The organism is Neomicrococcus lactis (assembly GCF_014200305.1).
GTDB classification, from domain to species: Bacteria; Actinomycetota; Actinomycetes; order Actinomycetales; family Micrococcaceae; genus Neomicrococcus; species Neomicrococcus lactis.
Window position 1 is genome coordinate 2,426,286 of the sequence record NZ_JACHBL010000001.1, and the last position, 13,508, is coordinate 2,439,793.

At 59.9% G+C, this 13,508-nt stretch carries 13 protein-coding genes; 2 read left to right on the forward strand and 11 right to left on the reverse strand.

The window, feature by feature from the left end; all coding sequences use genetic code 11:
- Positions 1–59: 59 nt before the first annotated feature.
- The 4 genes from BKA12_RS10995 to BKA12_RS12565 form a co-directional block, all read right to left on the reverse strand.
- Complete coding sequence (locus tag BKA12_RS10995; protein WP_183639878.1) at positions 60–1,226, reverse strand: IS1249 family transposase; 1,167 nt, start codon at positions 1,224–1,226, stop codon at positions 60–62.
- A gap of 84 nt (positions 1,227–1,310) precedes the next feature.
- Positions 1,311–2,474 carry an IS481 family transposase gene (locus BKA12_RS11000; protein ID WP_221228087.1) on the reverse strand — a complete coding sequence of 388 codons (1,164 nt, stop codon included), beginning with the start codon at positions 2,472–2,474 and terminating at the stop codon, positions 1,311–1,313.
- Positions 2,475–2,715: 241 nt separating this feature from the next.
- The gene (locus BKA12_RS11005; RefSeq protein ID WP_183643749.1) at positions 2,716–3,240 is read right to left on the reverse strand and encodes a DUF1697 domain-containing protein; all 525 of its coding nucleotides are present in this window, start codon (positions 3,238–3,240) and stop codon (positions 2,716–2,718) included.
- A gap of 348 nt (positions 3,241–3,588) precedes the next feature.
- On the reverse strand, positions 3,589–5,325 hold the full coding sequence (locus tag BKA12_RS12565) for a hypothetical protein (RefSeq protein ID WP_183643751.1): 1,737 nt from the start codon (positions 5,323–5,325) through the stop codon (positions 3,589–3,591).
- Between the two features lie 151 nt (positions 5,326–5,476).
- Between BKA12_RS12565 and BKA12_RS11015 the strand changes: the two genes are divergently transcribed.
- Positions 5,477–6,034, forward strand: a complete 558-nt coding sequence (locus BKA12_RS11015; protein WP_183643754.1) for an NUDIX domain-containing protein — start codon at positions 5,477–5,479, stop codon at positions 6,032–6,034.
- 29 nt (positions 6,035–6,063) lie between these two features.
- Here the strand turns inward: BKA12_RS11015 and BKA12_RS11020 are convergent, their stop codons facing one another.
- From BKA12_RS11020 to BKA12_RS11045, 6 genes are read right to left on the reverse strand one after another with little or no spacing between them, the layout of a single operon-like run.
- A complete protein-coding gene (locus BKA12_RS11020) occupies positions 6,064–6,390 on the reverse strand; it encodes a CHY zinc finger protein (protein ID WP_183643757.1) in 327 nt (108 codons plus the stop codon).
- Positions 6,387–7,010, reverse strand: coding sequence for an energy-coupling factor transporter transmembrane component T family protein (locus BKA12_RS11025; RefSeq protein ID WP_183643761.1), 624 nt, complete (start codon positions 7,008–7,010; stop codon positions 6,387–6,389). Before BKA12_RS11025 ends, BKA12_RS11020 begins: the two co-directional genes overlap by 4 nt.
- Entirely contained in the window at positions 7,004–7,708 is a 705-nt protein-coding gene (locus tag BKA12_RS11030; RefSeq protein ID WP_183643763.1) for an energy-coupling factor ABC transporter ATP-binding protein, read from the reverse strand. Before BKA12_RS11030 ends, BKA12_RS11025 begins: the two co-directional genes overlap by 7 nt.
- Positions 7,705–8,859, reverse strand: coding sequence for a thiolase family protein (locus BKA12_RS11035; RefSeq protein WP_183643766.1), 1,155 nt, complete (start codon positions 8,857–8,859; stop codon positions 7,705–7,707). Before BKA12_RS11035 ends, BKA12_RS11030 begins: the two co-directional genes overlap by 4 nt.
- The gene (locus BKA12_RS11040; protein ID WP_183643769.1) at positions 8,849–9,982 is read right to left on the reverse strand and encodes a class I adenylate-forming enzyme family protein; all 1,134 of its coding nucleotides are present in this window, start codon (positions 9,980–9,982) and stop codon (positions 8,849–8,851) included. Before BKA12_RS11040 ends, BKA12_RS11035 begins: the two co-directional genes overlap by 11 nt.
- A complete protein-coding gene (locus BKA12_RS11045; protein WP_183643773.1) occupies positions 9,982–10,608 on the reverse strand; it encodes a biotin transporter BioY in 627 nt (208 codons plus the stop codon). The genes BKA12_RS11040 and BKA12_RS11045 overlap by 1 nt, the downstream gene beginning before the upstream one ends.
- 225 nt (positions 10,609–10,833) lie before the next feature.
- Here BKA12_RS11045 and BKA12_RS11050 point away from each other — a divergent pair, with 225 nt between their 5' ends.
- The gene (locus BKA12_RS11050) at positions 10,834–11,331 is read left to right on the forward strand and encodes a DinB family protein (RefSeq protein ID WP_183643776.1); all 498 of its coding nucleotides are present in this window, start codon (positions 10,834–10,836) and stop codon (positions 11,329–11,331) included.
- 19 nt (positions 11,332–11,350) lie between these two features.
- Here the strand turns inward: BKA12_RS11050 and BKA12_RS11055 are convergent, their stop codons facing one another.
- On the reverse strand, positions 11,351–13,363 hold the full coding sequence (locus BKA12_RS11055; protein ID WP_420826516.1) for a heavy metal translocating P-type ATPase: 2,013 nt from the start codon (positions 13,361–13,363) through the stop codon (positions 11,351–11,353).
- Positions 13,364–13,508 lie beyond the last annotated feature (145 nt).

A 13,508-nucleotide genomic window follows, 5' to 3' on the forward strand; every position in this document is an offset into this window, starting at 1 on the left:
GGCCTGGTGGGTGCTGGGTTTTGGGTTATAGGCCAAAATGTGTGTAAATGTCTGGCGTGTCATTGGTGGCGTCGGCCTCCCCATCCGTTTTGTAGGCCGTTTCCGTCTTCCCAGCTGAAGTGGTTGTCGTAGGTTGGTGGCGTGTCAGTTTCTTCGTTGACTGCTTGTTTTCTTGGTGGGTTGAAATGCTCTGGCGACACTAGGGTCCATGGTTCTCGTGGGAATTCGGTGAGTGAGTCTAGGAGCCAGTCCACCGCGGTTCGTGCGTGGGCCTCGGGTAGCCCGCGATGAAACCGTAAGAGGTCTTTGATGGCCTTGTTAGGGCCACCCTCTAGTGGGGAGGTCGTGCGGTGAACTTTCTGCCCCGAGTCTGGTTGAAGGGTGGTTTCTAACCACGTGAACAAACACTTGTCCTTGATCAAGCGTCGGTAAATGTTCCGGGCTCTGCGGAGGCGTTGATGCGTGTACCACCACTGGCTGGTTTGGGGAACGCTCGAGGGTCGTTCCTGCCCGGTCCGCGCGTAGGTGCGGTGGCGTAAGAACTCGTCCCATCTCGCTTCCCATCGCGCGTATTCACGCACCCACGAGGCGGCTTCTTCCTGGGTGCGTACTTTCATCAGCGCGCTCGTGAGAGCGGCAAGCTCTTTCCCGGCAGGTAAACGTGGCTGGTAGGTGAGTTCACGGCGGATGTTCCGAAAGATATGGAAATAGCAGCGCTGTACCCTCGTGCTCGGCCATGAATCCTTCAACGCAGATCTGAGCCCGGTACCACCGTCAATGATCGCGATTTTTGGTGCTGGGATGCGTTCGAGTAATGCCTGCCACGCGATCTTTTTCTCGGTATCGCACCACTGCCAATCAATCACGTGCTGACCGTTGAATGCGATCAGCACGCACCACCCGTTGAAATACGTGCCATCAAGCATGATCTGATGATGAATCTGTCCCGTCGCGGCCGGTGGCGGTACCCGAACATTCCAGCACCAACTGGTGTCGCGTCGAAAAGAGCGGCTCGAAGACCCAAAATCGGATTGAGAGCGGGAGCTCAAGATCCAGGACATGAACGCAGCCAATTCGGCCTTACGGGATACATCAGAACGAGTTCGAGTCGTTGACGCCCCACAGTCCAGACAACGCCACCGCGTTCGGCCGGCCGTCGTTTTCCCGTTTTTGACCAACACACGATCACATACACCACAACGTGGCCGATTCGAAGCAACAGGCACCCCATATGCTCCCAAAGCATATGCACACCCGTCTTGCCCTACTCACACAAGGGAAGCAAGCCTATTCGTTACACACTTTCTGGCCTATAACCCTTGGTAGTTCTTGTTGGGGTCGATTTCGAACTGTTTGAGTATTTCTCCGGTTTTTGTGTCGATGACGGTGATGTCGGCGTTGTCGATGAGCATTCGTATTTTGTGGCCGCGGTAGGCCACTCCCATTCCGAGGTGTCGTAGTTTGCCGTCGTAGCGGATGGTGAGTTTTCCGAATTTGTCGACTTTGTCTGTTCTGACTCTGTATTCGTTTTGTGGCAGCGGTTGTGGGGTTGCTTTGGGGCGTGCTTGGTAGGCGTGGATGGGTGGTTTGCGTCCGGCGCCTTTGTGGGGTCGCAGGGTGCTGTAGATGGTTTGGAAGTGTGTGAGTTGTGTGTTGAGTTCTGCGATGGTGTGGGCGGGTTTTTGGCGGGTGAGCCATTGTTTGAGGGTGCGGTGGAATCGTTCGATTTTGCCTTGTGTTTGGGGGTGGCCGGGTTTGCCGTTGATTTGTTTGATGTCCCATTTTTGGAGTGTTTTCTCGAAGAGGTTTTTTGCGGGTTCGATTCCTCGGGTGAAGTTCGTGAGTCGGGTGGTGTAAACGAGTCCGTTGTCGGTGAGCATGGATTGGGGTCGGCCGTGTTCGTGGGTGGTGTTTTCGAATTGGGTGACGACGTTTCTGCCTGTCACGCGCTTGTAGGCGGTGATGCTCAGGAGGTAGCGGGAGTGGTCGTCGAGGAAGTTGAGGATCTCGACGTCGGTGTTATCTGCGAGTCTGCAGTGGGTGAAGTCTGATTGCCACAGTTGGTTGGGTTGTTCTGCTTGGAAGCGTGTGTAGGAGGATTTCGGGCGTTTTTTGGGGTTATCGGTGACGAGTCCTTGGGTGCGAAGGATGCGGTGGATGGTGGATTTTGCGGGGACGTAGAGGTTTTCGTTGGCGAGGTGGGTGGCGATGGTTTCGGGGCCAGCGTCGAGGCCTTGTTGGGTGAGGTGTTCTCGGAGTTCTTTGATGCGTTCGCGGATGGGTTCTGGGGTGCGGTTGGGGGTTGTTTTGGGTCGTTTCGAGCGGGGTTGGAAAGCTGTTTGTCCTTCGCGGACGTAGCGGCTGAGGAGTTCTTTGACCCATCGTTGTGAAACGTTGAATTGCTGGGCTGCGGCTCGGGTGGACATCGAGCCTTGTTTGACGGCCAGGATGATGGCTTTGTTCCGGGTGCTCACGGTTTATCTTCGTGAACGATGTCCTAGGACATGGGTGTGAATCGCCCGGAAGTGAACGATGTCCCAGGTCTTTAGGTGAACGATCACTCGCCACCGATAAAAGCCCCGGAAAGAGAAACGTTCGGGGTGAAGGATGTCCCAGGAGATGGGGTGAACGATGTGGTGAGACTCAACACCCTTACCTCCACAAAAAGAAAGTCCCGGTAACAAGTTTCGACTTGTCACCGGGACTTTTCGTTTATTAGCTGTCGCTGAATTTCTTGACGAGCCTTCCCACCGTGCTGGCCGTCCGTGAAGTGACAGGAACGCCAAGGTGTTCTTCCAAGAGGCCGGTGACGTTACCGACGCTGCTGTTGGGCTTCCAGGTCAAACTCCAGGCGTGATTCCTTGAGATGCTGCGGACTTCCACGAGGTTGTTCTTGCTCCGTAGCGGGAGAGCGATCTGTGGCTCCTCGGGTGCATCAAAGAAGGACGCCATGACGCGGTACACGTTTCCGGCTGGATCAACTTGTGGTGCCTGGGCGGCGAATTCTGCCATCTCCTCGAGTGTGAGGACGGAAAAGCTCTGCAGATAGCCGGACTCCGCGAGACGTGTTTTCACTAAGTTCTTCGTTGACTCTAAGTCCGTGGTTTCGAAAACCACGGTGCCGTTGGTCTGAAAGTTGGTCGCGACTTCTGGGCCGCCGAAGGCATCGAGGAGTTCGCCGCTCGACGGGCTGCCTTTTTGGCCGAGGTTGAGGTTTCTAAAAAGTGCCACGTACTTCATTATTAGCTCCCCTTTACTGTGCTCTGCGCCTATGGCAGAGGTTACCCTCAGCCTCATAACACGTCACTCTTAGTATGCAGTAGCCGATTCCGACGACTTGCGCCGCTGTGGAAGCTCTTCGACCAACTGGGCGGCAGTTTGCGCGTTACCGCTGCGATCACCGAACTTCTGAATCTAGCGCCGAAGAAGTGCGTACCTCTGCCGATTCAGGGTCTGGACGATGCCCAGCGGGCAATTGTGGCTGAGAAGATCAAAGCCATAGGAAGCATTAATTAAGCCTGAGTCTCCGCAAGGTCTCAGATAGGACATCAAACGAAATGCCGAGCAACAGCCTGCTTTTAATGCCACTTATTTCGTGATTGCTAAATGAACGGTAAAGGGGATGTCGGACTTCTCAAGTTCGTCGATTACCTGACTACTAGGGCCAACCTGATTTGTATGGTCACTTGGGTAGAAATGCCAATGTGCGCCCTTGATCTGCCTCGTACCTCGGAGGTAAGCATCGGACGCTATTTGTTTCCGAATCATTGGTGTCAAGCTCACATATCCGACTTTCGACTCGTGAGCAACGCCGTCGCTTAGGGAGTCAACGATTCTGGCGTTGCGGTTACACGCATCAATGCATCCTGTTGTAGAAAATCGAACCTGATTCTGCACTTTCTGTCCTTGATGTTGAAGGAATGTGCTAAGCGCCCTTTCACCGGCCAAACCTCCACTCAAGAACACCGAAGCAGTGCCACTAATATGGCCAGGTCTCTTCATCCCCGAACTAATGCTGTCGGGACTCATTCGTGCGCTTGTTAGGAGTTTTAGTAGCCCATCCTCGTCAGCTCCGGCCCCCACAAGGTAATCCCAGTCTCTCCATAGGCTTCTTGCGACTGCCATTTTGAGATGATTGGGAACGTTCTTCAGCGATTGAACCAGCCCACCAACTTTCTCGGAGTGATTGGGATAAAGGGAGACAAACTTCTGGACCCTTGAAGGCACCGTTGTCGAATCTCCAGCAACTGGTAGAAGGCCCGCAATGCTAAAACCGGCGCCAACCCAGTCAGAGCGGATAGCTAAGGCCACAGCGTCGCGTGAATCAGCAGCGCTACCTACGATCCAACCAACTCCGGGAATGAAACTTGCTCCGCCGGCAATGAGATTCCCGGCAAGCCATGCAATGGATTCGGACGGCCACGCCTCTCCGGCAAGAGCCCCCTTCGCGAATTCGCCAGCGTAATCCCATGCAGAAACTTCAACATCCTCGAAGAGGGGATCAAGCCCCTTGGCAACGCGGTTTTCCTTTTCAAAGCCGTCATTGAAGCCGTCTGCATCGGTATCCCATACAGTTGGGTCCGTGCCAACAAGTGTCACTTCCTGAAGATCACTCAGACCATCTGAATCGCTGTCACTCGCGTGAGGATCTGAGCTGCTGTCAGCCTCTTGGGAGTCGTTCAGTCCGTCGTCATCAGTGTCGAGCACATGGGGATTGGAATATCCGGTGTACACCGCGGCGGATGATTCGCTCTCGAGCAGCTCCCCGGCTTCGTCGCTGTCGATCAAGCCGTCCGAATCGCTATCCGAAATCATGGGGTTAGTGAAGTACTTTTCGCCGCTCTGGACGGACCAGCCGTATACCTCGGCGTTATCCTGGAGGCCATCGTCGTCGGAGTCATTGTCCGTAGGGTTAGAAAGCCCGGTATAGGCAGTGGCTCCGTCTGATGCAGCTACGAGATCGCCAGCCTCTTCGCGGTCGGAGAGCCCGTCGTCATCTGAATCCGTTTTGAAGGGGTCAGTGGAGTAGACGCTTCCGTCGCTCACTTTCCAACCGGACAACTCTGCTTGGTCAGGGATACCGTCCGAATCGGAATCGAGGTCCGGATCAAGTATGGACAACCACTCGGAGGCAGAATTGGTCGGCTGCTCTGTCCGGAAAAATCCCGGCAAGACGCTCATACCAACTACAAGAGCAACTACCACCAACACCGAAATCAGCAGGAACCACAGTTGCTTTGGTCGAAGAAAAAATCTGGATGACTTCGAAGCTGATGAGGAAGCGTTCGAGATCTCGAAGGCATTCTTCTCGCGGCGATGTGGCATGGGCGGGCGTACCCCCTTGGGCGAAGCAAACACAGGAAGTTAACCGGAGAGATTCTTCGAAGTGTCGGCGAAACGGTACTGGTGGATACGAACTTACCGCCAAGTTGCTTTGTTGACAGTAGAGCCGTCAACAAACTGAGAAGATGAACGGGTGATTTCCGAAGATCTGATCAGCCGACTGTCCGCACTTCCAGCTTCAGTAGACCGCGACAAATACATCGCCTTCGTTGAAGCGCACGGCGACGCCGCGGTCCGCAGAGAAGGCGGCCCCCAACACATCACGGGCTCGTGCTTCGTGTTCTCGCCAGACTTGGACAAGGTGCTGCTGTGCTTCCATCGCAAGGGCCAGTTCTGGGTGCAGTTCGGCGGGCACATAGAGGACGACGACGCCACGGTTGCGGACACGGCCCAGCGTGAGGCCCGCGAGGAGTCGGGTATTGCAACGCTGACCTTGGCAACTGACAAAATTTTGGACCTCGACCGCCATGATCTCCACGGCGGGTTCAAATGCGCGGCTCACTGGGACGTCGGATTCGTGGCGCTCGCGGACCCCGCAACGGACATTGAGGTCAGCGACGAGAGCGAAGACGTGCAGTGGTTCCCGGTCAATGAACTTCCGGAGAACCTCGCGAACGGCTTCGAGAACCGTCTTGCCAACATCCGAGCTCGAGCCATCGACGCCGGAATTTCAGCGAAGCAACAGGCCTAAACAAGACCTAAACAAGGCCCAGACAAGTCCTAGCCCTGGAAATACAGCTCCGTATGCAACTTGCATCCGGGGTTGAATGCCGCGGCGCACTGGGGGCATGAATCCACGCCGAGGTATTCGTTGATGCCGAGTTCGTAGCCGCACACTCCACACAGCACCGCGCGTTCGTCTCGAGAAGACACAGGCCACTGCTGTGCTTCGTGGTCGGCAGTTTCCGCGTGGCATAAGTGGCACGGGTAGTACTCGCCGCAACACACGAACTTGATGGCTATGACGTCCAGCGCAGTCCTGTAGTGGACGCAGCGCGTCTGATCGTCCACAGTCGGACCAAAAACAGCAGGCTTGGAAACACTCATCGCACACCCCTCGCGGTCAGCGCATCGCCGAGTTCATCGGCGTGCTTGAGCGCCACAATCAAAAACGGCACCACGAACGTGCGCGGGCTCATCCGGGCGCCGCGAGCGCGTTGGGCATCGCGCACTTCGTTGGCTTTTCCGGCGAGCACCGGGATGATACTGATGGTCACGGTGAGCAATAGGGCGATCCGCTGCGAGTCAATGCCCACGCGGTCCAGAGGCCGCAGCCCACGCTCGATCGCATCCAGCAGAGCCGTCACTCGCGTGGTGAGCGCCAGCAACGCGGCCAGCACAATGGCTGATGTCACGCGCGCGGTGTTCGCCACGGCAGGCTCCGGCCCCATGAAAATCAGCTGGCTGATCAGCGTAATCGCGATAACCCAGCGCACCCCGTACACCTGATTCCACAGCTCCTTGAGTCCAGCAGAGAGCCCAGCAAACCTCGGTCCCAGTCCGGCCACGAGATACCCGAGAATCGCGGCACCGGTGGCCACACCCGCGGCCCAATACGTGGATGGCAAGAGCGAAACGGCGAGCACTACCACCACAATCAGCAGCAGCTTTCTGCCCGCCGGCATCCGGTGTAGCCACCCGTTCCCGGGTTTATACAGCGTCAGCATGCCAGCAGTTCTTCGTACCGAGCGATGACCGCGGCCGGTTCACCCACAGCGTCCACGCGGCCGCCGGCGAACACTACGGCTTGGTCGCAGCGTTCGGCGAGCGCGAGGTCGTGGGTGACCAGGACCAATCGGTGCCCGGAGTCTTCGAAGAGGTGGTCTGCCACGCGCCGGGAGTTGCGGGCGTCGAGGTAGGCGGTGGGCTCGTCCGCGATGACGAGTTCGGGGTTGCGCACGAACGCTCCGCAGAGTGCGAGCAGCTGCTTTTGCCCGCCGGAAAGGTCGTGGGAGGAGCGCTCGGCGAGGGCGGTGAGCCCGAATCGTTCCAGCGCCGTGTCCACTTTTTCCTTCACTGCGGCCGGGGGCAAGCGGTCCGCGCGCAGTGAGAAGGCGACGTCTTCAGCGACGGTGGGCATGATGATTTGCGCGTCCGGGTTGCTGAAGACCACTGCAATACGACGACGCAGCTCCGCGGCTTTGCGATTCGGGTCCACGCCCAGCACGCTCAGCTCTCCCGAGGTCCGGTGAATCAATCCGCTGATCAACCGGGCAAACGTGGATTTACCAGAACCGTTTTCGCCGATCACGGCAATGGTTCGCGCGTTCAGATCGAGGGAAATATCGCGCAGGACATCGGTGTCTCCCAGACGGACGCCGACTCCAGCAAGATGAATGGCGTTTGCGCTTTCAACGGTGCTCATCGGACTACCTCCACTACTGCTGCGATGCCCATGCCGCCACCGATCGACGCCGCGGCAACCCCCAAAGTCCCGGCGGGAGCACCGGAACGGACCAGTCGGCTGAAAAGTCGCACCACTGCAACGGCTCCGCTGGCACCCCACGGGTGTCCCAAGGCAAGAGCGCCGCCGTCGGCGGAGAGTCTAGAATCGTCCTCATCAATCCCGATCCTGTCGATCACGGCCAGACTCTGTGCGGCAAAAGCTTCCACGATCTCCAACGCGTCGATGTCCGCGAGCTCCACTCCGGCTGATCGCAAAGCCGACTGAATCGCTCCCGCCGCACCAATTCCAAGAAGCGCGGGATCGCAGCCCACCACCGCGGACGCGCGGATCGCGAGACCCGGAGCATTGATGGATCGAGCATAAGAAGCAGGGGCAATCACCACGGCGGCAGAGCCGTCGCCAATGCGCGTGGCGGTCCCGGCCGTCAGCGTGCCACCCGGAAACAACGCCGGTAGGCGCGGGAGGAGACGCTCGGCGGCACCGATGGCGTCGTCGTATTTCAAGCCAGCCATCGGAACCAACTCAGCGTCGAAGCAGCCCGCATCCCGAGCGGCCCGGGCGCGAGCGTGGCTACGGGCGGCGTGCGCGTCTTGGCGCTCGCGAGAAATGCCGTCCAGCGCCGCGAGGTTCTCGGCGGCCTGGGTCATGCTGGGATCGGAAAAACCGGTGGGGGCGAAAGGTGCGCGGTCATAGGCAACGCCATTCACCGAACGGACCGGCGCAGTGGACGGGCTTTCGACGCCACCGGCCACGCGAATGCGCTCGTCGCCCGCGCGGATGGCGGCGGCAGCGTCAACGATGGCGGCCAGGCCGCTGCCGCACTGTCGGTCAACGGTGGCGCCGGGAACTTCGTGTCCGAGGCCCGCGGCGAGGGCGGCGATGCGGCCCGGGTTTCCGCCAGGTCCCATGCAATTGCCCAGCACCACGTCAGCTACGGTGATGGGGGAGCCGCTCACGTTTTCGGCATCGAGCAGGGCGGCCTGAATGACGGGTGCGGCCAAGTCTTCGACGCGCAAGCCTGCCAACGTGCGACCCCGCGTGCCGATAGGGCTGCGTCGGGCGGCGATGATGAACGGCGCATCTTCTAGAGTGCCGTGATTAGGAGCCAAGGTGTGCAGCCTCTCCTGCTAGTACTGAGCGCAACACTTCGGCGCGAGCTGGTTTGCCGGACGCGGTGCGCGGAATCTGACCGCGGAACCAGCGTTTGGGTCGGTGGGCCGTGGCCAGCCGGGCGGAGGCAAGCTCACGAATCCTAGCAAGTGCTGGGGTTTCGCCGCACTCAGGCTCGAGCTCCAGCATCGTGGCAACCAGGGCGCCGACGCGCTCGCGGGGCAGCCCAAAAACGATCGCATCGCGCACCCCTGGAATCGAACGCAACACGGCCTCGACTTCCTCCGGCACGATGGTCGCCGAAGCGCTCAAGATGGCATCATCGGCACGTCCCAGAAGTCGAATGCGGCCGTCAATAATCTCCGCTCGATCGCCGACCGTCGCCCACGCGCCGTCGCGTCGCAACGGCCCGGCAGAACCCGCGTACCCCAACGCCACGTACGGCGAGCGAACCCACAACTCGTTGCCTTCGCGAATCTCCACCTCAACCCCGGGAAATGCTCGCAAGCCCGGACCCTCGTGAGGGGCGGCACTGGGGTGAGCTCCGTCGTCGTACGCCACGAAGGAAAGCTCTGCGGCACCGTAGTAAGCGGTCACGCGGATGCCGGCCGCCTCGGCGCGCTCGCGCAGGGCAGGATCCAGGTGCGAGCCGCCGATCAGCGCCGCACGCAACCGTGGGGGAGTGCCCGCCTCGAGCGCCGCGCGAAGAGCCTGCGGGGTGCCGTGAAGCGCATCAGTTTCGGGGGTGATGTGGGGGTGCGGAGTGGGCCCGCCGTCCAGCGCGTGCGCGAGGGAAAAGAGCGTGAGGGACGACGACGCAGGGGCGGGAAGTGCCACACTTTCCGTGCCGCTGCCGCCCAGAAATTCAGACACCGCGGCGAACGAGTCCCGCCACGAAGCCGCCGTACGGAGCACGATCCGCGGCGAACCGCTACTGCCCGAGGTCAGCGTGGCCCACGCGGTACCTTCGGGAATCTCCACGCTCGCTGCCGCAGAAACCATGGAATCCCGGTACTCGGCAGACCACCGCGGATCCAACACCAACGGCACATTGCCAGCGGTGCGGACCTCACGAAGCTGCTCGAGTAGACCGGGATGTCCACCGTCTAAAGGAACGATCATTAGACCCGTTCCGCTACCGACGCGTTCTGTGAAGCCCACGTGCGGCGGAAAGCGCGGGGGTAGGCCTTGACGAGTGTCATGACAATAATCGTAGCGATCACGGCCTTGATGAGGTCGCCCGGGATGAAGACGAGGCTAGTGAGGACAGTGTCGCCGATCGGCAGGCGCGTGACGGCGCTCTGGACCGGGATGCCAATGGCGTAGATGGCCAGAATGCCACCCACGATCATCGCGAGGAACGTCCGCCACGTGACCGGCTTGCGGTTACCCGCGTGCACAATCAGTCCGATCACTAACGCGGCCAGAATCCAGCCGAACAAGTAGCCAGCCGACGGGCCAAAGAACACGCCGATGCCGCCGCGGCCGCCCGCCAAAAGCGGCAAGCCGAGGGCGACGAGCGCCATGAAAACGGTCATCGAGAGCGCGCCGAGCCATGGGCCCAAAATGGCGCCGGTGAGCATGACGCCGAGCGTCTGGAACGTGATGGGGACGCCGCCGGCGACACTGAACGAGCCGGGCAGGCCGAGGACGGCAACGATGGCGGCGAAGATCGCCACGCGGGCAAGGCTGGTGGCATCGAGACGTCCGCGTCCCGGCTGCTCTAAGGAGGTGTGTGAAGTAGTCACGGTTGTAGACCTTCTGGGGTGAGGAGAACGAGTGCTTCGCTGAATTCACGGCCACGAAAACGATTTATTGAACGGTGTTCAGCGAATGCATGCAACGATAGCTACCCTGTGACTCATGTCGCAAAACCGGAGCCCAGCGTGAGCCCAGCGTGAGCGGAAGGATGCGCGCACGACTTACGCTGCGTCGTCGTAATGTCAGCGGAATCCGTCCGCCATACTGTCTCCATGAGTAACCCCGATCAAGTGCACGTGTACGCCGCGGATTTTGAGACGCAGATCCTCGCGTTCATCGATCAGCACCGAGCCATGCTTCTGGCTGCTCTTGAGGGGCTGACGGAAGAGGAAGCGCATCGGCGCCTGGTTCCGTCCAAGACGACGCTTCTGGGATTGCTCAAGCATGCGATTTTCGTGGAACGGGTGTGGTTTCAAGAGGCTCGAACGGGGATGTCCCGGGCGGATTTGGGGATTGGTAAGTCGCCGGATGAGTCCTTTGATCTAGAGGACTCGGACACGATTGAGTCTGTTGCGCGGGAGTATCTGGAAACCTGTCAGGCATCGCGGGAGGCTGTTGCGGGCGTCAGCGCCTCGACCGTCTGGTGCGGCAACCGGCGTGGACCGCTCACAGTGCGGTGGATCCAGGTGCACGTCCTACGCGAACTCGCTCAGCATTGCGGGCACGCAGAGATTTTGAGGGAGCAGATCTTGGCGGTGCGAGAATCGTGAGCCCGGCCGCCGAACACCTTTACTTGGCCAGCGTCTCCGGATTCAAATCCAGTCGGCGCAACAGTTGCGCGTTCAACGCCACCACCAGTGTGGACACGGACATCAAGATGGCGCCCACGCTCATGGGCAGCATGAACCCGATCGGCGCCAGGATGCCCGCGGCCAGCGGTACGGAGATGAGGTTGTAACCGGCGGCCCACCAGAGGTTTTGCTTCATCTTCTTGTAGCTGGCGCGTGAGAGTTCCACGATGGACAGCACGGCTCGAGGATCGGAAGACGCCAGGATGACACCCGCAGATCCGATCGCCACATCCGTGCCTGCACCAATCGCGATGCCGACATCGGCTTGGGCAAGGGCGGGAGCGTCGTTCACGCCGTCACCCACCATCGCCACCTTGCGGCCCTCGGCCTGTAGTTCGGCAACCTTCGCGGCCTTGTCCTCGGGACGAACGCCCGCGAAAACTCGGTCGATTCCCAGATCGCGCGCCACGGATTCGGCGACCGCCTGAGCGTCGCCGGTAATCATGACCACCTTGGTGCCCTGCTTGTGCAGCGCGTCGATCGCGGCGCGGGATTCTGGACGGATTTCATCGGCCAGGCTCAGCGCACCAATCACAGCGCCGTCCGCGAGCACGTGCAAAATGATGGCGCCGTTCTTGCGCCACTCATCGGCAACCGGCAACTCTTGGACGCCGTGCTTCTCGAGCAACAGCGGTCCGCCCACCTCAATCACGGCATTGCCCACGGTGGCGCGAACGCCTTGTGCAGGGGAAGACGTGAAATCGGTGGCTCGAGGAACATCGAGGTGACGATCCGTTGCAGCCCGAACGATCGCCCGAGCCAGCGGGTGCTCGCTGTCAGTTTCGGCGGCCGCGGCGAGTGCCACGAGTGAATCCTCGGTCAGATTCCCGATCTTTGCCGGCGTCGAAGAATCAACGTGAACGGCCGTAACCACGGGCTCGCCCTTGGTCAGCGTTCCGGTCTTATCAAAGATCACGGTATCCACGGAGCGCATGCTTTCAAGCGCCAAACGATCCTTGATGAGAACACCATTGCGGGCGGCACGCTCGGTCGCGATCGACACCACCAGCGGAATGGCCAGACCCAAAGCGTGCGGGCACGCGATCACGAGCACGGTGATGGTGCGGACCACCGCGTCATCCGGCAACCCCACGAGCGTCCACACGATGGCGGTGATGAACGCGGCGACGAGGGCAAACCAGAACAACCACGACGCCGCAGTGTCGGCAATGCGCTGCGCTCGGGACGATGATGCTTGCGCTTCGGCCACGAGCTTCTGAATTCCGGCCAGCGTGGTGCCGTCACCGGTTGCAGTGACTTCCACACGCAAGCCCGAATCCGTCGCGACGGTTCCGGCGATCACAGGGTCACCGACGTTGCGGCGTACGGTTTTCGATTCACCGGTGATCATGGATTCGTCCATGGACGCGGAGCCGTCCACAATTTTTCCATCCGCGGGCACGGAGGATCCGGGACGGATGACGACGACGTCGCCCACGCTTAGTTCCGACGGCGAAATCTTCACAATGTTTTCGCCGTCCACCTTTTCCGCTTCGTCGGGGAGAAGGGCAGCGAGCGAGTCCAGCGCGGAGGTGGTTTGGGCGAGCGATCGCATCTCGATCCAGTGACCCAACAGCATGATCACCACCAGGAGCGCGAGCTCCCACCAGAAGTTCAGTTCGTGATCGAGGATGCCCAGCGAGGCACCCCACGATGCCAAGAAAGCCACCGTGATAGCGAGGGCAATCAGCAGCATCATGCCGGGCTTACGAGCCTTGATCTCATCCACCGCACCGGTCAGGAACGGCTTGCCGCCCCACACGTACATGACGGTTCCGAGGATCGGTGAGACCCAGTGGGTCCACTCGGCGTCAGGAAGCGAATAGCCCAGGATGTGCGCGAAGGACGCGCTAAAAGCGACGGTTGGAATGGCCAGAACCAGCATGATCCAGAACAGGCGGCGGAAGATCGCCACGTGACCGGCATGACCACCGTGACCTGCGTGGCCCATGTGCCCGCTGTGGTTTTCATGTCCAGCATGTTCGCTGTGATCCATATGGTTCATGGACTGGGGCTGGGATTGTGCATGTTGCATCGTGGAATGGTCCATTTTTGAGTGGTCCATGTGGGAATCAGTGGCGTGCGTTGAGTGATCA

Excerpts from the sequence above, each read along its gene's own strand:
- BKA12_RS11005 (WP_183643749.1), bottom strand. The coding sequence starts at position 3,240 with ATGAAGTACGTGGCACTTTTTAGAAACCTCAACCTCGGCCAAAAAGGC.
- BKA12_RS12565 (WP_183643751.1), bottom strand. The coding sequence starts at position 5,325 with ATGCCACATCGCCGCGAGAAGAATGCCTTCGAGATCTCGAACGCTTCC.
- BKA12_RS11020 (WP_183643757.1), bottom strand. The coding sequence starts at position 6,390 with ATGAGTGTTTCCAAGCCTGCTGTTTTTGGTCCGACTGTGGACGATCAG.
- BKA12_RS11025 (WP_183643761.1), bottom strand. The coding sequence starts at position 7,010 with ATGCTGACGCTGTATAAACCCGGGAACGGGTGGCTACACCGGATGCCG.
- BKA12_RS11030 (WP_183643763.1), bottom strand. The coding sequence starts at position 7,708 with ATGAGCACCGTTGAAAGCGCAAACGCCATTCATCTTGCTGGAGTCGGC.
- BKA12_RS11040 (WP_183643769.1), bottom strand. The coding sequence starts at position 9,982 with ATGATCGTTCCTTTAGACGGTGGACATCCCGGTCTACTCGAGCAGCTT.
- BKA12_RS11050 (WP_183643776.1), top strand. The coding sequence starts at position 10,834 with ATGAGTAACCCCGATCAAGTGCACGTGTACGCCGCGGATTTTGAGACG.
- BKA12_RS11055 (WP_420826516.1), bottom strand. The coding sequence starts at position 13,363 with ATGGGCCACGCAGGTCACGGTGGTCATGCCGGTCACGTGGCGATCTTC.